This is a genomic window from Flavobacterium denitrificans DSM 15936, from assembly GCF_000425445.1.
In the GTDB taxonomy this organism is placed as follows: Bacteria; Bacteroidota; Bacteroidia; order Flavobacteriales; family Flavobacteriaceae; genus Flavobacterium; species Flavobacterium denitrificans.
The window spans coordinates 662,099-689,016 of sequence record NZ_AUDL01000004.1 but is presented as its reverse complement, the minus strand read 5'-3'; the positions used below and the strand labels follow the sequence as shown (position 1 = coordinate 689,016).

The window sequence follows — 26,918 nt, the reverse complement described above, 5'->3', positions numbered from 1 at the left end:
GTACTAGACCACCAAAAAGATGAGTCGAATTATTTTAATGATTTTAATTTTTCCAAATTCAAAAAGATTCTTTTGCCTTTGGCATTTATTGCCCTCCTTTTTATTATCAAGCAATTTATCACAAACCATTTCAACACTTCAAAATTAGGAGGTCCTGGATTACTTGGGATGTTTGAACCTTTTACTGAACTTCCATTTTGGGTAAAGACCGTAAATTTGCTTTTTGACATCTTGATTACGTTCACAATACTCTGCTGGGAAGCTATCTATTTAAAAAAATACGACAAGATTAAATTTATTGTTTTGCTTGCTCTACCATCAATTGGGATAGATACTGTTATTGCCTATTCAGATCTTTATGAATCTGTCCTCAAGAGCCCTTTTTTCTTACCCTTTATAATTTTGAGTTATTTTCATTGCTATGTTTTGTATGGAGCATTAAGAGGCAAAATTCTCTTCGGTGAAAAAATAAATTTTATGGGATTTTTAATCGGAATGATTGGTTTAGTTAGCATAAATCAGCTCTATCAAAAAGTGGGAAGTGTTGTATTCTTGTCTAGCGATTTTCTGGCTCCTCTTTATTCATACGGAATGATACTTACACGAGTTTTTGTTCCGCTCTCTTTTTTCTATTTTTTATTTCTGGCAGATGCTGGGCTTTCTTTCAAAAACTTTAAAAGAATGCCTTCTGCGATTTTATTGACAAAGAAAAAATTTACTATTCATTTTATATTTTTATTTACTAGCCTACTTTCAGTATATATCTATTCCACAGAATACTTTTCACCATCTTCATTTGAATTTATGCCTTCGAGCGCCCAAAGTATTATTGGTAATCTTTATAATCTTTTCCGTACTATCACTCAAATTACATTTGCATATTTATTATTTTCTCAACTATTGCTTTTACAATTGACAGCACTACGAAGAAGACCTTTATGGATCTATCTCTTAAGTTTTGCTCCAGTAATTAATCTATTTACGTTATTGTTTTATTTTCGAAAAAGAACTCCTTTAACTGATTCTGAATTTTTAGAGATAGAAGATATCGAGCAACAGAACAGATCTTATCTCCAGATATTTATTTTATTGCTGTCAAGTGCTTATGCAATTAAAAGGTTTATTGAATTAGGCCTTAGTCGTGAAAACTTAATTTATGTGATTGCAATATTTGCAGCACTTTATATTTTAATATTATATGTCAGAATTGGGATTCGAATTGTTTTAGCATTATTGGGTTTTATCGCGTTATTCACTTTATATCTAGATTTGACTAACGGTCTCTATTATACTTGCTTAATAACTTATGCGGCTATCGGTTTATACAATCTTCATATTGCCTTATTTTGGACAGCCGAAGAATGGAACGAAATTGAAGAAAATAGCATACCCTAAAACACTCAAAATGTTTAAATACGAAAAGAGTCGTCGCGTAAAAAAACGAGACGGCTCTTTTATTTTATATGAATAATGAACTTCTAAGTTTCTTTCACCGTAATAATCTTAACCGGACAAGCTTTTGCGGCCAATTCACAGCTTTCTACAATTACATGATTTGGGGATTTAAGTGTAAAAAATCCTTTTGCATTCTGCGAATGAAGCAATACTGATTTTCCGTCTTTTTTTGACATCTGAAAATGTGCCGGATCCATTTCGACACAATAATTACAGCCAATGCATTTGTCTCTTTGTAAAGTAATAATAACCATTATGCATCAACAATTTTATACAACTTATCCGACATTCTGATTCTAAAAGGCAGTTTGAAGGTACAATCGTCTCCTTTGGTTGCTTTTTCTGCCGAAAGATCGTTTACAAACATTTCGTCGATAATCATTTCCTGAGCGCCTGTACTTGGTCCGGTAACTAAGATTTTATCTCCAATTTTAATATCGTAAGCTTCAATTTTGAATTGTCCAATTTCGGCTTTTGGGAAATAATGCGTTCCTTTTCCAACATAAACCTTTTTCTGCGTTGCTGCTGAGCCCGGAATATCACTCCATTCACCTAGTTCTTGTCCCAAATAATATCCAGACCAGAAACCACGATTGTAAACTGTCTTTAAAGCCTCCATCCAAACTGCGGTTTTCTCTTTTGAGAAAGTTCCCTCGTAGTATGCATCAATTGCTTGACGATACGTTTTTATAACCGTTGCCACATATTCCGGCGCACGGCCTCGTCCTTCGATTTTTAATACCTGAATTCCGGAATCAATTACCTGATCTAAGAAATCAAGCGTACACAAATCCTTCGGCGACATCATGTATTCGTTATCCAATTCGATTTCGAAACCTGTTTCCTGATCGATTACGGTATATTTTTTTCGACAGTTTTGTTTGCAAGCACCACGATTTGCAGATGAATTATGCGAATGCAAACTCAAATAACATTTTCCTGAAACTGCCATACATAAAGCTCCGTGGCCAAAAATTTCTATCTCTACTAAATTTCCGTTTGGCCCTTTGATCTGTTCTTTTTCAATTTGTTCTGTGATTTTCTTTACTTGACGTAAACTCAACTCGCGACTTAAAACCATTGTATCTGCAAATAAACTGTAGAATTTAATGGTTTCGATATTAGTCACATTCAATTGAGTCGAAATATGAACTTCCATTCCAATCGATCTTGCCATTGCAATTACGGCTTGATCTGATGCAATTACTGCTGTAATATTTGCTTCTTTGGCTTTGGTCAATAATGTTTTCACAACCGATAAATCGTGATCATAAATAATCGTATTTAATGTAAGATAGCTGCGAACATTTTTGGCTTCGCATCGATTGGCAATTTCTTTTAAATCTTCGATAGTAAAATTTACCGTTGAACGTGCACGCATGTTAAGTTGTTCAACTCCAAAATATACGGAATCTGCACCATTATCTAGCGCAGCCTGAAGTGATTCAAAATCTCCGGCTGGAGACATGAGTTCGATTTTGTTTGTAATAGTCATTTTTGATTCTATTATTTCGATGAAATGTTTTTTAATCAGTCATCTAACAATTGACAAAAATAATATGGGGTAGATCTGATTCCTATGATTTATATCATAGTTTTTATTTTAAAAGTTATTCGCAGATGTATTAATAATCTTTGTAGATATCCGTTGCGTCCCTGCGGTTGAAACCGCAGGCTATGTTCTTCTTTGCATATGTTTTGTCAAATATAGCCCGTGGTTTCAACCACGGGAAACATATCGTTGTCAACATTCCTTGCGTCCCTGCGGTTGAAACCGCAGACTATGTTCTTCTTTGCGTATATTTTTCAAATATAGCCCGTGGTTTTAACCACGGGGAACGTATTGTAAAGTCCAGCAAATCATTTATTTCCCAATCCATGTAGCTTTACAAATCCATCAAATTCATCTTGTCCATTTTTCGCAAGATGATGTTCCTTTTGATTTTTAATGTAATTGTAAACAACATTTAACTGAGATTCGCTGACAGAAAAAGCGCCAAAGCCTGTCTGCCACGCAAATTTTTCAAGGATAAATTCCCCTCTATTCATAAAATGAGAAGAACTTCCTTTTATTTGCTTTACAATGTCTGTAATAGTTTTTTGCGGATTTTGTAAAAATAAAACATGCACATGATCTGGCATTCCATTAATGATTCTAACGGAACATCCAAGTTCAGTTAGGTCTTGCCAAATGAAATCGTACAAATTTTTCTCAATTGAATAATCAATTAATTCCTTACGATTTTTGGTTGCCCAAATAGCATGAATCCATAATTTGGTAAATGATTGTGACATAAATAAATTAGCATAAAAATTTATGCTAATTTATAATTTTATACAATTTATCTGACAAACGAATACGAAAAGGAACCTCAAAAGTAACTTTATCACCAACTTTAGCAGATTGAGTTTCTGCTCCATTAACAATGATCTTATCCAAAACCAATTCCTGATCTCCTGTTGTTGGACCCGAAATAAGGATTTTATCACCAACGTTTAATTCATGATTTTCAACAGTAAATTGTCCAACTTGTGCTTTTACATAGTAATGTTCCGCTTTTCCAAGGAGTACTTTTTTTACTTTTATTTTCTGACGGATATCAGCCTGTTTTTGTGCAGTTGCCAAAGCAGTTTCTGGCAAGTCGCCCGAATGTTTGAATTTTAGATTCTCCGATTTTCCTTTTCTAAACACTTTGTTTCCAACTTGTTTTCCGGTTCTTAAACGAACTTGGTCAACTAGAGGCATGTGGATGATTTCTAAACATTCTGTAGAACAACAGTTTTCCATTGCCGCTTTACATTCATCACATTGAATGAACAATAAATGGCATCCGTCATTTTCGCAGTTTGTGTGATTATCGCAAGGTTTTCCACATTGATGGCATTGCGAAACAATATCATCTGTAATTCTTTCCCCTAGACGATTATCAAATACGAAGTTTTTACCAATGAATTTACTTTCTAAACCTTCTTCTTTCAATTGTTTAGCGTAATTAATAATACCACCTTCTAATTGATAAACGTTTTTAAAGCCTTGGTGTTTGAAATAAGCACTCGCTTTCTCGCAACGAATACCTCCAGTACAATACATTACCAGATTTTTATCGTCTTTGTGATCTTTAAGTTGCTCATTGATAATAGGAAGGCTTTCTCTAAATGTCTCAACATCTGGAGTTATAGCTCCTTTAAAATGCCCAACTTCACTTTCATAGTGATTTCTAAAATCAACAACAATCGTATTTGGATCATCAAGAATCTCGTTGAATTCTTTGGCTTTCAAGTGAACGCCTATATTGGTTACATCAAAAGTATCATCATTTAAACCGTCGGCAACGATTTTGTGACGCACTTTGATAGTTAATTTTAAAAAGGAATGGTCATCATGCTCTACAGCTTCATTCAAACGAATGCCTTTCATGAAATCATAAACTTCAAGAGTTGCTCTAAAAGCCTCCAAATTTTCTTCAGGAATACTCATTTGCGCATTTATTCCTTCAGAAGCAACATAAATTCGGCCTAATGCATCTAAGGCATTCCAGGCAATAAATAAATCGTTACGAAATTTTTGTGGATCTTGAATTTTGGCATACGCATAGAAAGACAACGTTAGTCGTTGTTGTCCTGCATCATCAATCATGATGGCTCTTTCTTCTGCGCTCAAAGTGTTATACAGTTGCATGCTATAAACAGTTTTAAGTTTAAGAATATATGTTATTTTAGATTTTTCTGAAAATCTGCTGCAAAAATAGGGTTTATTTTGAGATTAAAAATCCTATTGCCCTAATTATCTGATTTTTTTAACATCTTTTAAAAATCCAAACAATCAGCACCAACATTTTCAAATAAAATCAGGATTTATTCTCTGCTTCAGAAGCACGAGCAACCAAGTCATCAACTGAAACAGAACGGCTTATGTGGCCCATAAAAGATTCCAAATTCTCTGCTCTTAGACTATCACGAACCTCTGAACGTGCTTCAGCTATTTTGAGCACAATATTTTTGGCATCTAAATCAAAAAATAAGTTTTTTAAGAAACGTGTTCCAGCAATATCAACGCGAGGAGACGAATTAAGATCTAATATTACCGTTTTTAATGAATGTGGTTCGCTATATATTTTCTCCCAGATTTTTTCTTTGATATATTCGGCATTAAAATAAAATATTGACGATTCAATCCTCACGATCAATATGTTTTCAATTTTTTCGTTATCCGGATGTCTTTCTAAATCGGTATAAAGTTTTGTCCCTGGGACTCTGCCTAAAAAAGCTACATTCGGCTTTGAGGCCGCTTTCAGCAAAAGCAACAAAGTAAACATTGCGGCCAGCAATACACCTGTCAAAATTCCCCAAATAAGTACTCCTAACAGTGCAATCATTGCTACGATGAATTCCTGCTTGTCTCTTTTGTAGAGGTATTTTATCTCTTTAAAATCAACAAGACCTCGAATAGCCACCAAAACTATTGAGGCCAAAATTACAGTTGGCAGGTTTTGGAGATATCCTGTTAAAAACAAAAGGCAGATTGCAATTGTAGCCGAACAAAATAAAAGAGATATTGGACTTTTTGCGCCAGCAGTATCATTTACCGCCGATTGTGATAATCCGCCAGCAACAGGATAACCTTGTCCAAAAGCGACGGCCGCATTTGCAATTCCAAGGGCTAAAAGTTCTTGGCGCGGATCAATAACATATCCATTTTTTTGTGCCAATGTTCTTCCGGCAGAAACACTTTCAATATAAGACAATAAAAAACAGGCCATGGCAAGAAGCAAAACTCCATCAACATCCCGAATCATTATAGACGGCATATGAAATTCTGGAAGCCCTGTCGGAATAGTACCAACTGTTTTAAAACCACTATTTTTTAATGATGTTGTCGAAACAAGTACAATAGACAAAACAACAATTAAAATTGCAACTGGTCGGCCGGGTGCTAATTTCTCACCAATGATTAATAATATTATAGCAAAAATACCAAAAATCAAAACGGCACTATTAAGATCTGGAATTTGCCGAAATAGAACAGTAATACGCTCCAGGAAATTGTCGCCCCCGCCCACTACTCCAAATAATTTAGGCAACTGGGTCATACCAATCGTTATGGCAGCACCAGCTTTGAATCCAACCAAAACCGTTTCGCTAATAAAATTTATAATGCCACTCAATCTTAAAATGTAGGCAATGATAGCCATTACGGCAAAAACTAATGCTGTAAGCGAAGCAATTTCAGACCATCGTTGTACATCGCCGTTAGCCATTGTCGCAATTGTGGTTCCAATCAATAAGGAAATTGCCGATGTTGGCCCAATAGCAAGCTGTTTGCTAGTTCCTAAAAAAGCATAAAATATTCCTCCTAGAAGATAGCCATAAATACCAAATTGTGGTGGTAATCCAGCTAGTGTCGCATAAGCTAATGAAACCGGAATTCCATATGCGGCAAGTGTTACTCCTGCTACAAAATCATTTTTAAGATTTTTTGATTTATATTCCTTAACCCAACCCTTAATGGGCAAAAGTTTCGAAGTCATCATTCAAAATGATAATTAAGAATTAATCTTTTTCTGCTAATAAGGCTTTTTTAACCTCGTTAAGTTCTGCAATTTTATCTTCACTTACTTTTGGATACTCTAAATCCATTTCATCTAGAGCGTGAATAATGGCAGATGCAATTGCAATTCGAGCATAGTATTTATTATCGGCAGGAATGACATACCACGGCGATTTTTTGGTTGATGTATTTTTAATCAACTCTTCATAAGCAAACATATAATCATCCCAATAACCTCTTTCTTTAGCATCTGACGCGCTGAATTTCCAATTTTTATCTGGATTGTCAACACGTTCAATGAATCTGTTTTTTTGCTCTTCTTTTGAAACATTTAGAAAAAACTTAATTACAATTGTTCCGTTTCTGTTTAAGTATCTTTCAAAATTCCGAATATCTTCAAAACGGTTCTCCCAAATATTTTCTTTTATCAATTTTTCTGGAATTTTTTGCCCTTTCAATATCTGCTCGTGCACACGAACCACTAAAACTTCTTCATAGTACGAACGGTTAAAAATTCCTATTCGACCTCTTTCTGGCAAATGTTTTTGGCAACGCCATAAATAATCATGATCTAGATCCTCAGAACTTGGGGCTTTGAAAGAAGATACTTGACAGCCTTGAGGATTTATTCCAGACATTACATGCTTGATTGCGCCATCTTTTCCTGCAGCATCCATTGCCTGAAAAATAACCAAAACCGACCATTTATCTTGTGCATAAAGGGTTTCCTGCATAGCAGCCAATGCTTTTACGCCCATTTTCAAAGTGTCTTTTATGGCAGATTTTTTTTCATCGCCAAAATAATTCGTTGGCTTATCTTTTAGTGTAAAATCTTTATCATCTCCAACACAAAATTGCTCTGAAAACTTCTTGGCACGATGTAGCAATTCTTTCTTACTTAATGTTTTTAAATTTTCGGGAACGGCATCTACATTGTCCTGATTTTTTTTATTTTTTTTTGACATAACTACAAATATTTAAGATTTTGAATTTTGAGCACAAAACGATATTCTTACAAAAAGTGCTTTTTAACGACAATTTACGTCTTTTTATCGGTTTTTTAGATTCTGGATATCAATTAAATATAAATTTAAAAAAAAATCAAAATGAAAATAATATTTAAAATTTTAATTAAAAAAATGTTAACTTAGCTTAGGATTTATTTGGTTTTTAATTAGTTGAGTTTTAATAGAATTTCAAAAAATTTCAAAAAAATGAACAAATTTTACTTCCCATCGATTTTCTTACTTTTTTTATTGCTATCCTGCAAAAAAGAAGCCCCGCCACAACCCAAGCCTTTAGAAATTTCCGTAACTACCGTATTACAGCAGGACGTTAAAATTGAATCTGAATACACGGGACAAACTTTTGGTCAATCAGACATTCAAATTAATCCTCGAGTCGATGGCGTTATTGAAAGCGTAAATTTTAAAGAAGGAAGTTTTGTCACAAAAGGGCAACTCCTATACACAATTGATCCTTTACCCTATAAAGCAAAACTTAATCAAGCCGAAGGAAATGCTGCCGAATCACAGGCACTTTTATCAAAAACCAAATCCGATCTTGATATGATAACTCCTCTGGCAAAAATGAATGCTGTCAGCCAGAGAGAACTCGTTTCGGCCAAATCAGCATACACTGCTTCTATTGCTCAAATCAAAGCATCTGATGCCTCTGTACAAAACGCAAAAATTGAATTAGGCTACTGCCGAATTGTAGCGCCAATTTCCGGATTAATCGGAATCTCTAAAGTGAGAGTTGGCGATTATGTGCGTCCTGGCGCTGTTTCAATTTTGAATACCATTTCTGATTTAGGAGATGTGAGAGTTCGTTTTACAATGAGCGAGCAAGAGTTTTTGCGTCTTTATAGAGAATTCAAAAAATCAGACTCACCTTTAAAAGGTTCTGGAGCATCTGTTACTTTGAAATTGTCTGATGGTTCAACTTATCCTCAAACAGGAACTGTAAGCTTCAGCGACCGACAAATAGATCCTGCAACTGGAGCTATAACATTTGAAGCCGCGTTCCCAAATCCAGATAAATTGCTTCGTCCGGGACAATACGCAAAAATCGCACTTCTTACAGACATCCGAAAAGATGCTATTGTAATTCCACAACGCGCTGTTATAGAAGTGCAAGGAATTTATCAAGTGTACGTATTAGGGAATGATAATAAAGTCCAAATGCAAATTGTAAAACCTGGCCCTGCCATTAAAAATGGATATATTATCGAAGAAGGTTTAAAACCTGGCGACAAGATAGCCATGGGGGGTACTTCATTATTGAAAAACGGAAGCATTATAACACCAAAAATTGTTCAATGGCAATTAGGTGAGACTGAATCTGCAGCTATTAAATAATAATCTATATACATAGTATTATGGGAGAATTTTTCGTTCGAAGACCAATCGTTGCTATTGTAATCAGTATTATTATTGTAATACTTGGATTACTGGCTTTACAAAAAACGCCTATTTCACAATATCCAGATATTAATCCTCCTGTAGTAAAAATTACCACATCATTTACAGGAGCAAATGCCCTGAATGTTGAACAAGCCGTTGCTACTCCTATTGAGCAAAAAGTAAATGGTGTTGAAAACATGTTGTACATGAAATCTATCAACACTTCTGATGGAGCTTGTACCATTGAGGTAACTTTTGATGTTGGAACCAATTTGGATAATGCTAATATGCTTACCCAAAATAGGCAAAACCAATCGGCTCCTTTTATGCCTTCGAGTGTAAAACAACAAGGTGTGGTAGTAAAAAAATCATTATCATTCCCGATGATGTTATTTACTGTAACATCAACAAATCCGAAATATGATGCCAAATTTCTGAACAATTATGCGAGTATAAACATCGTTGATCAATTGGCACGTATTAAAGGAGTTGGGGAAGTTACCCTTTTTGGAGGAAGTGACTACTCAATGCGTATTTGGTTAAAAGCTGACATGATGAGCAAACTTGGCGTTACGGTAGAGGATGTCAAAAATGCACTGAATTCGCAAAACATGATTAGTCCGGGAGGAAAATTTGGAGCAGAACCGGCACCAGCAAACACCGAATTCACTTATGGTGTAACCCTTCAAGACCGATTAGTTACAGAAAAAGAATTTGGAAATATAGTCGTTCGAAGCAAACAAGACGGAGCTCAAGTTTTAATGGGTGATATTGCCCGAATTGAACTTGGGACAGAAAACTATAGTTCAACAGCACGTAGAAACAGTTCACCAAGTGCCGTTGTTGCTTTGTATCAAATGCCTGGAAGTAATGCTCTTGATGTAGCTGAAACAGCAAAAAGCACAATGAAGCAATTATCTGAAAAATTTCCAAATGATATTGTTTATCAAGAATCTTTAGATACAACTTTGGCAATCACCGCCGGGGTCGACGATATCGTTCATACTCTTTTTGAGGCAATTATATTAGTAATTTTGGTGGTTTTCATTTTCCTTCAAAACTGGCGCGCGACCTTAATTCCTTTAATAACTGTTCCAGTTTCGCTTATCGGAACTATTGCGGTTTTTCCAATGTTAGGATTCTCTATCAATACCCTTTCACTTCTTGGATTAGTATTAGCAATTGGTATTGTGGTCGATGATGCGATTGTGGTTGTTGAAGCCGTTATTCATCATATAGAACATGGAAAAACTCCGAAGGAAGCCACCGTTCAGGCGATGCGTGAGGTATCTGGCCCTGTAATCGCCATTGCATTAATTTTATGTGCCGTATTTATTCCTGTTGCAATGACGCCCGGAATCACAGGTCGTTTTTATCAACAGTTTGCCATAACCATTGCCGTCTCGGTCGCCTTCTCGGCATTTAGCGCATTATCTTTAAGTCCCGCGCTCTGCGCCATGTTGCTAAAACCCACTAAACCTCTTGATGAGCAAACAGGCTGGCTCGCAAAATTCTTTTCAGGATTTAATAGAATCTTTGAAAAAGTAACCGGAAAATACATCAATGGAGCAACATTTTTTGCAAAAAAAGCAATACGAATCATTGTACTGCTTGCAGTCATATTGGCCGCTACAGCTTTCTTAGGAAAGAAAATCCCATTAGGATTTATTCCTGAAGAAGATCAAGGATATGTACTGGTAAACATTGCATTGCCACCGGCATCATCATTACAGCGTACAGATGAAATTTCGAAAAAGGTCGATAGCTTCTTAAAAGAAGAAAAGTCTATTTTATCTTATACAACGATAAACGGATTTAGTATGCTTACCAATTCTTATCAACCAAATAATGCATTCATTTTCATCTCTTTAAAACCTTGGGAAGATCGAGAAGAAACGGCAAAACAATTTGTAGATCGATTCAACAAAAAACTCGCTACACAAATTACAACAGCGACTGCCTTTTCTTTTGGCCCACCAGCGATTCAAGGTTTAGGAGCCTCTGCTGGTTTCAGCTTAATGCTACAAGACAGAGGAGGAAATACACCACAATATTTGGCCGAACAAACTCAAGCCTTTATTGCTGCCGCACAACAGCGCCCAGAAATAAAACGAATTTATACCACTTTCAATGCTGGTACACCGCAGATAAAATTAGAAATTGATAACGATAAAGCGATGAAATTGGGTATTCCAGTTTCTAAAGTTACCGAAGCGTTAGGAGCTTTCCTTGGTGGAAGTTATGTAAATGACTTCAACCGTTTTGGACGTCAATATAAAGTTTATCTTCAAGGTGAAGCCGTTGATCGTGTGAGACCTGAAGACTTGAACCTCATTTATGTAAAAAATAATACAGGTGATATGTTACCGGTTTCAACTTTGGTTACAGCTACAAAAGTTACGGGTCCTGACTTTACGAATCGTCTAAATTTATTTAGATCTGCTGAGATTGGTGGAAGTCCGAATGATGGCTATAGTAGTGCACAAGCCCTAACTGCTCTCGAAGAAGTTGCCAAACAGACTTTGCCTGCTGATATGAGTTTTGATTACATCAACTTATCTTATCAGGAAAAACATTCGCCTGGAGGAAGTTCCGTTTTCATAATGGCATTAGTGTTTGTATTCTTGATTTTGGCCGCACAGTACGAAAGTTGGAAACTGCCTTTTAGTGTATTGCTTGGAGCTCCTTTCGCCGTTTTTGGTGCGTTTTTAGGATTGCTTCTGGCAAGATTTGGAAGTGATGCTTATGTGAATAATGTATTTGCACAAATCGGACTTGTACTACTCATTGGGCTAGTCGCCAAAAATGCGATTCTTATTGTGGAATTTGCCAAAGAAGAATACGAAAAAGGCAAACCACTATATGAATCAGCAATGGTTGCGGCAAGACTTCGTTTCCGACCAATTTTGATGACCGCATTTGCGTTTATTCTTGGAGTTGTTCCGTTATTGACTGCTACCGGTGCCGGTTCTCAAGCTCGTATTGTAATGGGAATGGCAGTATTCAGCGGTATGTTAATTGCCACTATTTTAGGTGTATTAATTGTACCAGGTCTATTTGTAATGATTGAAAACATCGGAAAAAAGAAAGATGACGCAATCGTATCTGAAGGAAATAATGTGGAATCAAATACTGCAGACCATGATTAAGAGACATAAAATACTCGTCGTTATATTTATCCTCGTACTATTTCCTGTGGGTTGTATGGTGGGGCCAAAATATAGCAGACCAGAACAGCAAAAGTCTGATTCTTATAAAAATGAAAGAAACTTAGACAGCTTGGCATCGGTAACCAATTTAAAATGGTTTGATTTATTTAATGATGATGTTTTAAAAGACCTCATTAAAAAAGGATTGGAAAACAACTACGATCTAAAAATCGCAGTTTCGAGAATCGATCAACTTCGTGCCGAATTGGGTTATGCCAAAGCGGACTTGTTTCCAACTTTTCAATATGGAGCAACGATAAATAGTAACGAGAAAAACTTCACTCCTTCAAATGCTGGAGCAAGCATGTCTTGGGAGCTTGATTTTTGGGGGAAATATCGTCATGAAAACAATGCTGTTCAAGCCGAACTTTTAGCTACTGAAGAAGCGCGTAAAGTTGTACTTTCAGAAATTGTAACCAATATTGCTGTTGCTTATTTTCAAATGCGAAATCTAGACCAACAGCTGGAAATTACAAAGTCAACACTTGAAACCAGAGAGAAATACTATGAAATCATAAACCAAAGATTTAAAAATGGTTATATTTCTGAAGTTGACAAAGTACAAATCGAACAACAAGTTGCAATTGCCGAAGCTGCTATTCCAAACATTCAGCGACAAATTACATTTCAAGAAAATGCAATTGCTTTGCTAACTGGTCAGCTTCCTACTGAAATTCCAAGAGGAAAAAGCAATACCGAATTGCAGATTGTCAGCGAAATTCCGTTATCACTTCCTTCAGCTTTGTTAGAAAACAGACCGGACGTGAAAGCTGCCGAATTAAGATATAAAGCAGCAAATGAAAGAATTGGCGTTGCTCAAGCTATGCGTTTTCCATCATTGAATTTAGCAGCAATTGCTGGATTTGCAAGTGCAGATTTAAGCAATTTATTTTTGGGAAGTTCGTATGCACAAAATGCATCAGCAGGAATTGCTGGTCCAATATTCGCCTTTGGAAAAAACAAAAGAAGAGTTGAAATCAACAGACAACAAGCAGAGCAATTCAAATTCATTTATCAAAAAACCTATATCGGAGCCGTTTCTGAAGTAGAACAATCGATTCAAAACATCAGAACCTATAAAGAAGAATGGAAAGCCCGTGACAGACAAGTTAAAGCTGCCTTGATAAACTTTAATCTTTCCCGCGAAAGATATGACAGCGGTTATGTTTCGTACTTAGAAGTTTTAGATGTTGAAACCAACTTGTTTAACGCGCAATTAAGCCTTGCTCAATTATCTGAAAGACAATTAAGCTCAATGGTTGAATTGTATAAAGCACTTGGAGGGGGATGGAATTTATAAGTCTCTAAGTTGCTGAGATTCTAAGATTCTGAGTTTTTTACTAAACACATAAAACAACAAAAAGCACTATTTTCATAGTGCTTTTTGTTTTAAATCTTTATACTGCGAATCTTTGTTTCTTAAAAAAAACTTAGACTCTCAGCATCTTAGAATCTTAGCATCTTCAAAAATTAACAAAACTCGTTAAACGCGTCTTGCAAATTCTCAGCGATCATTTCAGCTGGGCGTCCTTCAATGTGGTGACGCTCTAACATGTGAACCAATTCTCCGTTTTTGAACAAAGCCATAGATGGCGATGATGGAGGAAAAGGAAACATATGTTGTCTCGCAGCATCAACAGCTTCTTTATCAACACCTGCAAAAACAGTGATTAAATGATCTGGTTTTTTAGCATTATCTAAACTCATTTTTGCTCCTGGACGTGCATTTCTTGCAGCGCACCCGCAAACAGAGTTTACAACAACTAAAGTGGTACCTTCAGCTTTGATAGCATTTTCTACAGCTTCAGCACTATGTAAATCTTGAAAACCTGCAGAAGTTAATTCAGCTTCCATTGGTTTTACCATTTCTTGTGGATACATATTCTTGTCTTTTAAATTTTACTTTTAAGTTGCAAAGTTACAAAGTTTACTCGCAACTCCTTAATTTCAAGTATAAAGTTTTGTTATAGTTCGATTGATTTAGTCGAAAGTTGAAAAGTCATAAACTTGAAAGTCTAAATTCTGTCTGTTTTTATTTAAAAACGACTCTAAATAAAGCTTTTATAAACAGTACTTTCGGGCATTTCATAATCACTCGAAGATCTTCAAACAGATTCGTTTCTTCATCTAAAAACTTAAAAATGAGCTTCGTATTTCCTTTTTTGAACAATGAAGAAAAAATAGAACTTCCCAATTCATTATTGCGATAGAGAATATCCAAAAGCAATAAATCATAAAACCAAAAACGGTTTTTTTTATGAAAATCCTTCATTTTCAGATTTTCGTTTTGAAGAAACTCAACCAATTTTGTAGATTTTTTATCCGAATTTTTAAAAGTATAACCCGTACTCGCTTTTGTCCAACCGCCGGCAGTACCAATGCTTAAAACTCTTTTGGTATTTTTTTTCCAAAAAGGATAACAAGTCATCGGGATACTTCCCTGCTCTTTTTCGATTATTTCGAATTGATTTACTCCGAGTTTTTCCAAATAAATTTGAATTTCATTTTCATATTCTTCTTTCTGAAGTAATTTTTCTGAAAACAACGTATATTCGACCAAAGCTTCGATTTTAGAAATTGGCAAAACATACATAAATCTTGTATTGCCTTTTTGTTCAACCGAAAAATCCATGAAAGTTACTTTTTCAGGATTAAAAACTTCTTTTTCTGTTTTTACAAACCAGCCCACAAAATGCTGTTGCAAAACAGGATATTTCGTTTGTCCTTCGGCGAAAGCCTTAGTATAAATGCTGTTGAATAAATAATCGCAGGTATATCTGTTTTCTTCTGTTCCAACAAAGACATGGGTTTCTAGTTCGTTGATATCCGTTACTTTTTCATTCAAAAAAGTAATATTTGACTGATTTGAAATCGTCTCGAAAACGAAATTATAGAAATCTAAACCATTGATTTTATTGTATGAATACGGTTTAAGATCTAAATCACGTTTGAAATTTTCATTGGCAAACAAAGCCAAATCCCATTTTTTGGAGATAATCGAATTCCAAATGGATTCTTCTTTTTCCCAGAAACACCAAGTTCTATCATTTGTTTTCTTAGCATCTTTATCAAGCAATAATATTGATTTATCTGAGAATTTGCCAGACAAAACCATTTTATAAACGGTCATCAAAGATGCCAGTCCAGTTCCGGTAAAAATGTAATCGAAATGTTTGATTTGCGAAGAATTCATTCTCAAAAATAAGGAATTTTATTTTTCCAGTTTTCCTAAAAGAATTTTAAAATCATTTGGACTCAAATAGATATTATATTGAAAAATGATTTCGTTTTTCTCATTCAAAACACACAAAGTCGGATATGCAATCTGATTATTTATTGTTCCGAGTTGCAAAGCCAGTTCATGAACGCCGACATTATTTCCTGAAGGCTGAAATTTAAAAACGTGATTATTAAACGAAATATCTCGTTTTTCCTCGGCATTAAAATCAATGAAATAGAAATCGGAGTTTAGTTTTTCGATAATTTCCTGATTTTTGAATGTGGTCGCTTTCATTCTTTGGCAAAACTGACACCAATCGGTATGAATAAAAACAATTATTTTTCGTTTTTGAATTTGCTGTAAGCTGTCAATTTCTTCAAAAGAATAGCTTTTCAGCTGACAAAAACCTGTCGCTGAAATTCCGAAGAAGAAGATTAATAGAAAAAGCTTTTTCATTTTATTTTGTTTGAACTAAACTGGACTGAAGTCCAGCCCTACAACATAAATCGAGCCTCTGGCTCTTTAAGTTCCAACGGAACGAACTATTTTGTAGGGCTGGACTTCAGTCCAGTTTAATTATGAATTACATTATTTCATTTACTTCAAAGTATATCGCAATCCCAAAAATCCACGAATAGTTTGGTTTTGCCCATAAACATAAGTCGTATCAAAAGTCAAACCATAAGGATTATCGGGCGTTACCAAAACTTTTCCGGCCGAATCGTATTGCACATTTTTATCAAAAGGATCATTTGTTCTCGAAATCAAAAACGGATTCTTTTGCATTGGCGTAAAATTCAGCAAATTTTTGATTCCGCCATAAAGCTCAAAATTTTTCCAGCCTGTAAAGGTAAACTGAATATTCTGAATACTGTACCAAGGCGAATTTGGACTTCGCGGATCGGTTTCGCTCAGCAAAGGCAATTTCATCGGACTGTAAACATTTCCTGTATAATCAAGTAGTAAATTCAAAGGTTGTATTTTGTATGAAATGCTCCAAGTTGCTGTAAAATTTTCCGTTAAAAAAGGTCTTTCAGAAACTCCGTTTTGAACATTTTTATTATCTAAAACCGTTGCCCCGACAATAAATTTTAATCCCGACGGAAAGTTAAGATCAACATTCGTGCTTATTCCCTGACTCAAAGCATACCCGTCGATATTATCGTAAATAATCTTGTTTGGATCACTTTCGTAGTCAGAAATGATTTTATTGCTAAAACGGGTATAAAAAGCGGTTGTTTCGATGCCCATAAACGTTCCGTTGCCAAAATTAATTTTCTGAATATAATTCAAATTCACATTTACAGATTGTTCCGGTTTCAAATCATTCGCAATCACAACATCTCTTGAACCTGTTAGTGCGGCGTGATCTTCGGTAAATAAATTCACCACTCTAAAACCTGTTCCCGCATTTAAACGGAAAATCGTGTTTTCATTGGCTTTGAATCGATACGCGAATCTTGGTGTAAAAATAGAACCGTGAATAGAATTATAATCATATCGCATTCCCACCAAAACTTGGCTTTTTGGCGAAAATGTAATTTCATCCTGAACAAAAATTCCCGGAAGCCAAGTACTTTCCGCTTCTTTGGTTGCTGTTGTGTTATCATCATAATACGAATATCGGCTTGCAATTCCGGCCAATAAATCATTTCTTCCGATTTTTTTATCCCAAGTCAATTGCAAAAAACCAATTTTCTGATTCGCGATATACGAAGTCGTGCCGTAACGGCTATCCTGATAATGAACGTTTCCAGAAAACGAAAGCATCAATTTTTCTTCAAATGGCAATTGATAACTTCCTATTAATTCGGCTCTTTTGGTGTAAATACTTTCTCCGTAAATTTCATCGCCTCCACGGAATTTCTTTTCCCAACGCACATCTCCGCCCCAGCGATCTTCATACATTCCGCGCACCGCAACTGTAAAAAGTCGATTGTTATTTCGCAGAAAACTCCATTTATTAAAAACCGAAATTCGGTCGGAAAGCGTCACATCCGTAAAATTGTCTTTGTCTTTGTCGACAACCTGATTGTAATTGAAATAATTCAGTCCCAAAAGCGCATTAGCTTTTTTTCCGACATTAAACTTCATTCCGAGATCAAGATTGTTTTCGAAATAAGTCGTCGTAAAATAATCCGCAGAAAACATTGGAGCGTTTGTTGGATTTTTGGTAATAATATTGATTAAACCGCCAACCGCTTCACTTCCGTAAAGAGACGAAGCCGGGCCTTTTACAATTTCAATTCTTTCGACCAAAGAATTCGGAATTCCGGATAAACCATAAACCGTCGAAAGACTGCTCACAATTGGCATTCCGTCAATCAAAACTAAAGTATAAGGTCCTTCCAAACCATTTATATGAATATCGCCCGTGTTGCAGACACCGCAATTCAACTGTGGCCGAACGCCATTTACATTTTGAAGCGCATCGTAAATACTTGGTGTCGGATTTTTTTTGAAAAAAACCGGCGAATAAACCTCAACTGGAACAGCACTTTCTAATCGTTTTACGGGTTTTAAAGTTCCCGAAACTACAACTTCGTCAAGTTCATTTTGATCTTCGTTCAATTCAAAATCAAGATTTAGGTTTTGATTTTCTAAAACCGAAATTTTCTGATTTATCGTTTTGAATCCAGTCGAGCTCACATGTATTTTATAATTTCCTTTGGGAACATTTTCTAATTTATAAAATCCAACTGAATCGGTTTGTGTTTTAAAGTTTGTATTTAATAAACTGATATTAATTTCCTGTCCAGGAGGAATTAGTCCGTCAATTTTTCCCGAGATATTTTGTGAATAAAGGCGTGTAGCAGAAATTATTAATATTGTCAAAAATAAATATTTCATTCTTATAAAATTAAATTTAGACAAAACTAAAAATTAAATTTGACAAATATTGTTTCTAGTTGCAATAATTTTAAACGGATTGGATTCAATGTGTTAGATTTTTGTTTTTATCACACAAAACAAAGTCGCAAAGTTGTTTTTATTAAATGCTTGATTATTTAATCTCGCAAAGACGCAGAGACGCAAAGTTGTTTTTTCTAAGCCATATAAGTCATGTAAGATAATTTAAGCCTAGTTTTAAATGAACTTACATGACTTATATGGTTTAATTCACTTTGCGTTTTAGCGACTTTGCGAGAGATTTTCAGTGCATTGCTAAAAATCTTCATCAATAAAATCTTTATTAATAACCGCTCCGGCGAAAGATCCTGTTGAAACCGCAATAGCCACAGATCGCATTTGAGTCGTGCAATCTCCGCTGGCATAAATTCCTGGAACATTTGTTTTTTGCATAGCATCGACTTTTAACAAACCTTGTTCGTTTATATCACAGCCCAAATCCGCTGGCAACGAACAATGTTGTTCAAATGGAGGTCTTGCGTAAATGGCTTTCACTTCAACTTTTTCCTGATTTTTGAAAACGATATTCGAAACATATCCATCATTGTGTTCAAACGAATCTATTTCATCTTCAAAAATTGAAATGCCTTTTTTCTTCAGAATTTGAGTTTGTTCCAAAGTCAAAGTCGATTTTCCATTCGTGCATAATCGAAGGTCTTTTGTCCAGTTTGAGATTAGTTTTGCGTATTCAAAAGCCATTTCGCCATTGGCAATAATCGCTGTTTTTTCGTTTTTGACTTCATAACCATGACAATACGGACAATGTAAAACCGAAATTCCCCAGCAATCTGCAAAACCTTTTATTTCTGGAAGCAAATCTTTAACGCCACTTGCAAACAAGATTTTTCTGGAATTGAAAACTTCCCCAGATTCAGTTGAAACTTCAAATCCATTTTCTTTTTTAATCGCTTTTATAGCAAGTCCGTTATAAAAATGAACTGTTTTATAAAGATCAACCTGTAATTTGGCTTTCGCAGAAATAACAGCAGGCTTTTCACCATCTTGCGTAATGAAATTATGTGAATACGGTGTTTGTCTGTTGCAAGGCAAACCACTGTCGATAACCAAAACCTGACGCAGTGAACGCCCTAAACTCATAGAAGCTGAAAGTCCGCTGTAGCTTCCGCCAATGATAATCACATCAAAATTTTTCTGATTCATAATGCTATTTTTAATGATTTTGTTTTTTGTGCAATTTATAATTTAGCAAATGACCAACGATCATTCCGAATCCTCCGAAATAAATCAAGTCTAAATGAATTTCAAAAAATATTTCACTCGAAATACTGACCCAAATCAAACTCATCGAAACAACCAAAATGGAAGACACCAAAAGAGAGGATTTTTTTATAATTTTGATAATCGCAAATAAACCAAAAGAAGCAAAAATCAAATCGATAACTGGGTTATGAATTAGACCCAAAGGGAGAATCGTCAGGATTGGAAAAATCAAACAATGAACGAGGCAAAATGCCGCGCTTGAAATCCCTAAAATATCGTAAAAAGATGTCGTTATTTTCTTCATTTTATTTTAAATTTGCTTAATGCAATTTTGTTGCAAATATACATGATTTTACACAATCGCAACAATGTTGCGATAATTTTTTTTAAAACAAAAAATGAAAGCTACACGTAACACTACAGCAAAGACAGCCGTTTTAGAGGTTTTTGAAAAATCTAAAACCGCACTATCGCACACCGAAATCCAGAAGCAATTGAATGATATATGTGATCGTGTCACCATTTATAGAATTCTAGACAGGTTATTAAACGATGATATTATTCACAAAATTTCGAACCAAGACGGAACAGTAAAATATGCAAAATGTAATCATTCTCATCAACGAGTTCACATTCATAATCACGCACATTTTAGCTGTGAAAATTGCCATGAAATTACATGCCTAGAAAATGTAAAGCCGAGTTACATTATGCCACATAATTATAAAGTAAAAGAGATCAATTTTACATTGTCGGGCTTATGCCCGAAATGTTTAAATTCTAACATTTAAGTTTTAGGCTTGTCTAAAAATATTGTTTAGCAAACATAATTTTTACATATATTTGTGAAAACAATACTTTTACAATGACCAAATCTTTAGAAGAAGTAAACCAATCCGTTGCTACGGAGCATAAAAAAACAGGATTCAGGAAAATACTCGCGTTTTTAGGTCCAGCGTATTTAGTGAGCGTTGGCTACATGGATCCAGGTAACTGGGCAACAGATATTGCTGGCGGAAGTCAGTTTGGCTATACGCTTGTATGGGTTTTATTAATGAGCAATTTAATGGCTTTGCTTTTGCAGAGCTTAAGCGCACGCCTTGGAATTGTCACACAACGTGACCTCGCACAAGCTTCTCGCGAAACCTATTCAAAATACATCAACTACATTTTATACTTTTTAGCAGAAATTGCCATCGCTGCTTGTGATTTGGCAGAAGTTCTCGGAATGGCAATCGGGATTAATCTTTTATTCGGAATTCCGTTGCTTGAAGGCGTTTTGATTACTGTTTTAGATACTTTTATCTTGCTTTTCCTGATTAATAAAGGAATTCGAAAAATGGAAGCCTTTATTATTGCTTTGGTTGCCATAATTGGATTTTCTTTTATTTTTGAAATGATCTTCGCCGAGCCTGAAATCCACAAAATCATTGGCGGTCTTGTCCCTTCAATTCCAAATTCGGCCGCTTTGTATATTGCAATTGGAATTATTGGCGCAACAGTAATGCCACACAATTTGTATTTACATTCTTCTTTAGTACAAACCAGAAAATTCGATCGAACTCCGGCCGGAATTAAACAAGCCTTAAAATACAACCTCATCGATTCGACAATTGCTTTGAATTTAGCTTTTTTCGTTAATGCCGCAATTTTAATTCTTGCAGCTGCAACATTTCATAAAAATGGAATGTTTGAAGTTGCTGAAATTCAGGACGCGCATCAATTTCTTGAACCTTTGCTAGGAACAAAATGGGCACCAATATTATTTGCTGTCGCTTTAATTGCCGCTGGACAGAGCTCGACCGTTACTGGGACTTTAGCAGGGCAAATTGTTATGGAAGGTTATTTGCATTTGCGCATTCAACCGTGGGTTCGCCGAATTATTACGCGCTTAATTGCCATTGTTCCCGCTTTAATCGTAATTTATATTTATGGCGAAAGTGTAACAGGCAAATTATTGATTTTAAGCCAAGTTATTCTGAGCCTGCAATTGGGATTTGCTATTATTCCGTTAATTCATTTTGTGAGTGATAAATCAAAAATGAATGGTTTTCATATTTCTAAAACCACTCAGGTTGTTTCTTGGATTATTGCTTCAATCATTGTTTCATTAAATGCAAAATTAGTTTACGACGAAATCACTTCATGGCTTGAAAACTCAAATAACCCAACAGTACTTTGGTTTACTGTGATTCCTCTTGCTTTTGCATTTGCGGGATTATTGCTATATATTGTTTTCAAACCTTTTATTGCAAAAGCCAAATCTAAAGCCATAAATCATTCGCCACATAATCTAAAACTTAAATTCACACCACGAGAAAGCCAGAGTATCAAAAACATAGCAGTTTCTGTAGATTTCTCAAAAGCTGATGAAGCCGCTTTAAACAAAGCCTTTGAATTGGGAGGTATTGACACTGAATATACACTCATTCACATTGTAGAAACCGTTGGTGCATTAATGTATGGAGTTCACGTTCATGATCATGAAACTACGATTGACGAGAAATTATTACTGAAATATAAAGAAATGCTTTCAGAAAAAGGCTTCAAAATAAAAACAGAACTTGGTTTTGGAAAACCAAACAAAGTAATTCCGAAAATCATTAACGAAGGCAATTTTGACATCTTGGTAATGGGAACCCACGGCCACACTGGACTAAAAGATATCCTTTTCGGCACGACCGTAGACAAATTGAGACATAAAATTTCAATACCTTTGTTGATTGTTAAATAAAAAGATGCTGAGACTCTAAGATACTAAGGTTTTTAATTAAGCCTCAAAAGAAAAACTTAGAACCTCAGCAACTTAGAATCTTAGAACCTTAAAAGAAATGACCTTTTCAGAAGAAAATTACCTAAAATCGATCTATCACCTAACTGCTGCTTTAGAAACTGAAGTGAGCACTAATGCTATTGCTGAAATCATGGAAACGAAAGCTTCCTCGGTTACTGATATGCTTAAAAAACTGGCAGAAAAAGATTTGGTGAATTATAAAAAATATCAAGGAGTTTCTTTGACTGAAAATGGAAAATTGGCTGCAAAAATGATTGTGAGAAAACACCGTTTATGGGAGGTGTTTTTGGTTGAAAAACTTAATTTCAGCTGGGATGAGGTTCATGATATTGCAGAACAATTAGAACACATCAAATCGGAACAATTGATTAATCGTTTGGATGATTTTCTAGGAAATCCGACTGAAGATCCGCATGGCGATCCGATTCCAGATGCTAACGGCCGAATAATTAAGATTGAAAAACAGCTTTTGTCTGAGTTATCAGAAAATCAAACCGGAGTATGTGTAGGCGTAAAAGATACTTCATCCGAATTCTTGAAATATCTGGACAAACAAGGAATTGCTCTAGGTTCTAAAATTGAGTTTATTTCTAAAGAATCTTTTGATTTATCAGTAAAAATTAAGGTGAATGAAAGAGAATTATCTATTTCGAATAAAATTGCTTCCAATTTGTTTGTGAAGCTGGTTTAAGAGAATTATTACGCAAAGTTGCGCAAAGTAGTTTCACAGAGACACGCGAAGATCTATTCTTTTGTCAGGCTGAGCGAAGTCGAAGCCTCCGCTTGCTGAATCACTCTGTAAGGGCTTCGACTTCGCTCAGCCTGACAAATATTGCTTTATTACTTACAGAATCCCTTTCTCGATTATTTTCTTTTGTCAATTAGCTTCACAACTGTCTTGCTATTTGTCATCATTAAATAGCCTACGAGTGCTTTTAGAAAATAAAATATCAACCAAGAAGCTCCTGAATAATCTCTAAACAATTCTTTCTGCTTTAAAAACTCATAAATCGTTGAACATAGTTTGGGAATAGCTTCAACAAAAGCAAGAGCCCCAATAACAATTACTGCAATAGAAAGAACATTATTGTACGGAAAATTTATGTCTATCCTGTTCTCTGTAAAATTTTTATCTAGCCTTAATACATTAACTATCCATTCGGTTTTAAACAAAAAAACACCTACTATTAAAAGATAAAAAATAAGCGTTCCAAATGTTATAAGCCAAACTGCTATTAAATTTCCCCAATCCAATTGATCATGAATAAAAGAAAAAGATGAAGCAAATTGTGGAACAACATATATACTATTTATCAAAAGCCATAAACCAATTCCTTTAATAATAATTCTCCAGAAAGTCTTAATTTCCATATAGTCTATTTAAGCGACAAGATTAAACAATCCCTTTCTCAATCATTTCCAACATAACCGGAGAAGCATTTTTAAACGTTGGTGGCTGTTCTATAATACTTCCTGCGTTCTTTTTATTGACTTTAAATGTAACATCATCATTAGTTGTAAATAAAAGTGCTGTCAAGAAAGGTTTTTTGATGTGTGACCCCAAAATCAGCAAAGCTTCATCTAAAGTGTGAATGCTCTCGAGTTCTTCAGTTTTATATCTAAAAGTAAGCGAAATAGAGAATGTATTATCTTCATTGAGAACCAATCGGAAATACACGTTTTTAAGTTCTGTATCTCCCATTGTTTTGGCCAAAGTAAGTTTTGCGAAAGTTCCGCTTTGGATGCTTTCTGTAACTCGTTCACAAAAAAGGGCAAATATTGGTTCGTACATTTTTTTTAAAGGTGCTAAGGTTCTGAGATGCTATCCCGATAGCTATCGTGACTAAGTTTTTTTTAGATACTAAGACACTAAGATTCTAAGTTTCTTTGCGAAGCTCTTAAAATTTTAGTGCCTTTTGTGGTATGATTTTATTTCCCTGTAAATTCAGCTTTACGTTTTTCTAAGAATGCTGTGGTGCCTTCTTTAAAATCTTGCGTTCCGAAACATTTTCCGAATGATTTTATTTCGACATCAAAACCATTTTTGCCGTCAGTATAATTTGCATTTATTGCTTTTATCGCTTTTGCAATAGCAAACGGCGCATTTTTAATGATTTTGTGAGCGATTACCGTTGTAAATGACAAAAGTTCTGCTTGTGGCACTACGTGATTTACTAAACCGTATTGTTTTCCTTCTTCTGCAGAAATCATTGCTGCGGTCATAATCATTTCCATTGCTCGTCCTTTTCCAACTAATTGCGGCAAACGTTGTGTTCCTCCATAACCCGGAATCAATCCTAAAGTAACTTCTGGAAGTCCCATTTTTGCATTGTCTGATGCTACTCTAAAATGACAAGCCATTGCCAATTCTAATCCGCCTCCTAATGCAAATCCGTTGACTGCAGCAATAACAGGTTTTTTAAGCCCCTCGATTAAATCAAAAAGTGATTCTTGTCCTTCAGCGGCCAATTGCGCTCCTTCAACAATAGTATAATTTGCAAATTCAGAAATATCAGCTCCAGCAACAAAGGCTTTTTCTCCGCTTCCCGTTAAAATTATAGCGCGAACCTCTTCATTCTTGCTTAATAATTTGATCGCTTTACTCAAATCGCTTATTGTTTCCTTGTTTAAGGCATTCAATTTTGCAGGTCTATTAATCGTAATGGTTGCAACGCTCTCCTCTATTGCAATTAAAATATTTTCGTAGTTCATGACGCTGATTTTATGAATTTGTAATTGGTAATGAAACTCTAAATGTAGTTCCCTTTCCGTATGTTGACTCAAAGGTAATTGTTCCTTTGTAATTTTCGATAATGTTTTTGATAATTCCGAGTCCAAGTCCCATACCACTGGTTTTAGTAGTAAACTTTGGTTCAAAAATTCGGCCAATATCTTGTTTCTGGATTCCAATTCCGTTGTCTTTTACCGCGATTTCAACATTGTTGTTTCGTCTTTTTACCGTAACAACAATGGATTTTTGAAACTGACTTTCCGGAATAGCCTGAGTGGCATTTTTAACCAAATTGGTAATCACACGGATTAATTGCGTTCGATCCATTTTGGAAATGATTTCTTCTTCTTCTTTTTCGAAAGAAATATAATCTTCGTTGAAAATGTCCAAAGCCAATTCGACTACCTCAACCACATTTAAGGTTTCATTTTGCTGTGCCGGCATGGAAGCAAAATTCGAAAACGCTGAAGCAACCGCGGTCATGGTATCAATTTGCTGAATTAAAGTTTCCGAATAATCATTCATTTTCTGTTTTACATCTGGAGCAGAAGGATCAAACTTTCTCTGAAAACTCTGAACCGTCAAACGCATCGGCGTTAGCGGATTTTTAATTTCGTGTGCTACTTGTTTTGCCATTTCGCGCCAAGCTTCTTCACGTTCGCTTTGCGCTAATTTAATGGCACTCGTTTCGAGTTTATCTACCATTCCGTTGTACGCTTTGATCAAAAAGTTGACTTCTTTGCTGTTTGCTTCTAACACAATTTTCTCGTTTTTCTGATCCAGATTGGTTTCTTCTAAACGATCTGAAATTGTTTTTAGCGATTTTGTAATATAAGTTGAAAGAAAATACGCCAATCCAAAAGCTACAATAAGCATAAAAGAATATACTTGGCTTAAACGAATCAAGAACGTATTCAGCTCATTATCGTAGTAACCATCATCTTCTAAATACGGAAGATTCAGGATTCCGAGTGGTTTGAATTTTTCGTCTTTAATTAAACTATATGAAGAACGGTTTTTGACTCCATCAATCGTTTTAATATCTACAAATCGTTTTTCTATAGAGGAACGAACCAATTTCAAAATATATTCCGGAATTGGCGGCGGCGCTTTATCAACAGCAAAGGATTCTTTTGAAGATTTCAACAATTTACCGTCAATACTGTAAATATTGATTTCGATTTTATGAATTTGTGCTAACTCGTGAATTTTATCTTTAAAAATTAAATCTAAATTCTGAGTTTTTAGTGGATATGTGGTCGTCGCCAGAACGTAATTGATATGTTCTTTTACCGCATTTTCTTTTCGTTCTAAACGTTCTTGATGATATTCCTTCGCTTCCGTTTTAAACTGAATAATTGAAATTGAAGCCAATAAAAAAGATGCTACAACAATCAATACAATCATCGACAGGAAAATCCTGGT

General features: G+C 35.1%; 23 protein-coding genes. 7 read left to right on the top strand and 16 right to left on the bottom strand.

Annotated elements, in window-relative coordinates:
• The first annotated feature begins 78 nt into the window (after positions 1-78).
• Complete coding sequence (locus H600_RS0103075; protein WP_157509866.1) at positions 79-1,395, top strand: hypothetical protein; 1,317 nt, start codon at positions 79-81, stop codon at positions 1,393-1,395.
• Between the two features lie 83 nt (positions 1,396-1,478).
• On the opposite strand, the gene H600_RS0103070 is transcribed toward H600_RS0103075, so the two are convergent.
• The 6 genes from H600_RS0103070 to H600_RS0103045 form a co-directional block, all read right to left on the bottom strand.
• Positions 1,479-1,709 (bottom strand): ferredoxin, encoded by a 231-nt coding sequence (locus H600_RS0103070; RefSeq protein WP_026727415.1) that lies wholly within the window; start codon positions 1,707-1,709, stop codon positions 1,479-1,481.
• Positions 1,709-2,950, bottom strand: a complete 1,242-nt coding sequence (locus tag H600_RS0103065) for a peptidase U32 family protein (protein WP_026727414.1) — start codon at positions 2,948-2,950, stop codon at positions 1,709-1,711. The genes H600_RS0103070 and H600_RS0103065 overlap by 1 nt, the downstream gene beginning before the upstream one ends.
• A 365-nt stretch (positions 2,951-3,315) precedes the next feature.
• The gene (gene tnpA, locus H600_RS0103060) at positions 3,316-3,750 is read right to left on the bottom strand and encodes an IS200/IS605 family transposase (RefSeq protein ID WP_026727413.1); all 435 of its coding nucleotides are present in this window, start codon (positions 3,748-3,750) and stop codon (positions 3,316-3,318) included.
• 25 nt (positions 3,751-3,775) lie between these two features.
• Positions 3,776-5,134, bottom strand: coding sequence for an oxygen-dependent tRNA uridine(34) hydroxylase TrhO (gene trhO, locus H600_RS0103055; RefSeq protein ID WP_026727412.1), 1,359 nt, complete (start codon positions 5,132-5,134; stop codon positions 3,776-3,778).
• 169 nt (positions 5,135-5,303) lie between these two features.
• Positions 5,304-6,986, bottom strand: coding sequence for a SulP family inorganic anion transporter (locus H600_RS21780; RefSeq protein ID WP_084157336.1), 1,683 nt, complete (start codon positions 6,984-6,986; stop codon positions 5,304-5,306).
• A 19-nt stretch (positions 6,987-7,005) separates the two neighbouring features.
• A complete protein-coding gene (locus H600_RS0103045; protein WP_026727411.1) occupies positions 7,006-7,968 on the bottom strand; it encodes a polyphosphate kinase 2 family protein in 963 nt (320 codons plus the stop codon).
• Positions 7,969-8,217: 249 nt separating this feature from the next.
• Between H600_RS0103045 and H600_RS0103035 the strand changes: the two genes are divergently transcribed.
• The 3 genes from H600_RS0103035 to H600_RS0103025 are packed head-to-tail and all read left to right on the top strand — an operon-like array spanning position 8,218 to position 13,917.
• The gene (locus H600_RS0103035) at positions 8,218-9,363 is read left to right on the top strand and encodes an efflux RND transporter periplasmic adaptor subunit (protein WP_026727410.1); all 1,146 of its coding nucleotides are present in this window, start codon (positions 8,218-8,220) and stop codon (positions 9,361-9,363) included.
• Positions 9,364-9,383: 20 nt separating this feature from the next.
• Positions 9,384-12,557 (top strand): efflux RND transporter permease subunit, encoded by a 3,174-nt coding sequence (locus H600_RS0103030; protein WP_026727409.1) that lies wholly within the window; start codon positions 9,384-9,386, stop codon positions 12,555-12,557.
• Positions 12,550-13,917 carry an efflux transporter outer membrane subunit gene (locus H600_RS0103025; RefSeq protein ID WP_026727408.1) on the top strand — a complete coding sequence of 456 codons (1,368 nt, stop codon included), beginning with the start codon at positions 12,550-12,552 and terminating at the stop codon, positions 13,915-13,917. Before H600_RS0103030 ends, H600_RS0103025 begins: the two co-directional genes overlap by 8 nt.
• A gap of 170 nt (positions 13,918-14,087) precedes the next feature.
• Here the strand turns inward: H600_RS0103025 and H600_RS0103020 are convergent, their stop codons facing one another.
• The 6 genes from H600_RS0103020 to H600_RS0102995 all read right to left on the bottom strand — a co-directional run bounded on the left by H600_RS0103020 (position 14,088) and on the right by H600_RS0102995 (position 20,272).
• The gene (locus tag H600_RS0103020; protein WP_026727407.1) at positions 14,088-14,498 is read right to left on the bottom strand and encodes a BrxA/BrxB family bacilliredoxin; all 411 of its coding nucleotides are present in this window, start codon (positions 14,496-14,498) and stop codon (positions 14,088-14,090) included.
• A 151-nt stretch (positions 14,499-14,649) separates the two neighbouring features.
• Positions 14,650-15,810, bottom strand: coding sequence for a lycopene cyclase family protein (locus tag H600_RS0103015; RefSeq protein ID WP_035108268.1), 1,161 nt, complete (start codon positions 15,808-15,810; stop codon positions 14,650-14,652).
• A gap of 18 nt (positions 15,811-15,828) precedes the next feature.
• Positions 15,829-16,293, bottom strand: coding sequence for a thioredoxin family protein (locus H600_RS0103010; protein ID WP_026727405.1), 465 nt, complete (start codon positions 16,291-16,293; stop codon positions 15,829-15,831).
• A 141-nt stretch (positions 16,294-16,434) separates the two neighbouring features.
• The gene (locus H600_RS0103005; protein ID WP_026727404.1) at positions 16,435-18,687 is read right to left on the bottom strand and encodes a TonB-dependent receptor; all 2,253 of its coding nucleotides are present in this window, start codon (positions 18,685-18,687) and stop codon (positions 16,435-16,437) included.
• 315 nt (positions 18,688-19,002) lie between these two features.
• Positions 19,003-19,908 (bottom strand): NAD(P)/FAD-dependent oxidoreductase, encoded by a 906-nt coding sequence (locus H600_RS0103000; RefSeq protein ID WP_026727403.1) that lies wholly within the window; start codon positions 19,906-19,908, stop codon positions 19,003-19,005.
• A gap of 10 nt (positions 19,909-19,918) precedes the next feature.
• Entirely contained in the window at positions 19,919-20,272 is a 354-nt protein-coding gene (locus H600_RS0102995; RefSeq protein WP_026727402.1) for a MerC domain-containing protein, read from the bottom strand.
• Between the two features lie 94 nt (positions 20,273-20,366).
• On the opposite strand from H600_RS0102995, the gene H600_RS0102990 reads away from it, so the two are divergent.
• The 3 genes from H600_RS0102990 (at position 20,367) to H600_RS0102980 (ending at position 23,453) form a co-directional block, all read left to right on the top strand.
• Positions 20,367-20,759 (top strand): Fur family transcriptional regulator, encoded by a 393-nt coding sequence (locus H600_RS0102990; RefSeq protein ID WP_026727401.1) that lies wholly within the window; start codon positions 20,367-20,369, stop codon positions 20,757-20,759.
• Positions 20,760-20,833: 74 nt separating this feature from the next.
• Positions 20,834-22,702: an Nramp family divalent metal transporter gene (locus H600_RS0102985; protein ID WP_026727400.1), complete on the top strand. Its 1,869-nt coding sequence runs from the start codon at positions 20,834-20,836 to the stop codon at positions 22,700-22,702.
• Positions 22,703-22,799: 97 nt separating this feature from the next.
• Positions 22,800-23,453 carry a metal-dependent transcriptional regulator gene (locus H600_RS0102980; RefSeq protein WP_026727399.1) on the top strand — a complete coding sequence of 218 codons (654 nt, stop codon included), beginning with the start codon at positions 22,800-22,802 and terminating at the stop codon, positions 23,451-23,453.
• Between the two features lie 173 nt (positions 23,454-23,626).
• Here H600_RS0102980 and H600_RS0102975 read toward each other — a convergent pair whose 3' ends face one another.
• The 4 genes from H600_RS0102975 to H600_RS0102960 form a co-directional block, all read right to left on the bottom strand.
• Positions 23,627-24,133: a hypothetical protein gene (locus tag H600_RS0102975; RefSeq protein WP_026727398.1), complete on the bottom strand. Its 507-nt coding sequence runs from the start codon at positions 24,131-24,133 to the stop codon at positions 23,627-23,629.
• A gap of 22 nt (positions 24,134-24,155) precedes the next feature.
• Positions 24,156-24,554, bottom strand: a complete 399-nt coding sequence (locus H600_RS0102970; protein ID WP_026727397.1) for a hypothetical protein — start codon at positions 24,552-24,554, stop codon at positions 24,156-24,158.
• A gap of 137 nt (positions 24,555-24,691) precedes the next feature.
• Positions 24,692-25,474 carry an enoyl-CoA hydratase/isomerase family protein gene (locus H600_RS0102965; protein WP_026727396.1) on the bottom strand — a complete coding sequence of 261 codons (783 nt, stop codon included), beginning with the start codon at positions 25,472-25,474 and terminating at the stop codon, positions 24,692-24,694.
• Positions 25,475-25,484: 10 nt separating this feature from the next.
• The gene (locus H600_RS0102960; RefSeq protein ID WP_084157335.1) at positions 25,485-26,900 is read right to left on the bottom strand and encodes a sensor histidine kinase; all 1,416 of its coding nucleotides are present in this window, start codon (positions 26,898-26,900) and stop codon (positions 25,485-25,487) included.
• Between the last annotated feature and the right edge of the window lie 18 nt (positions 26,901-26,918).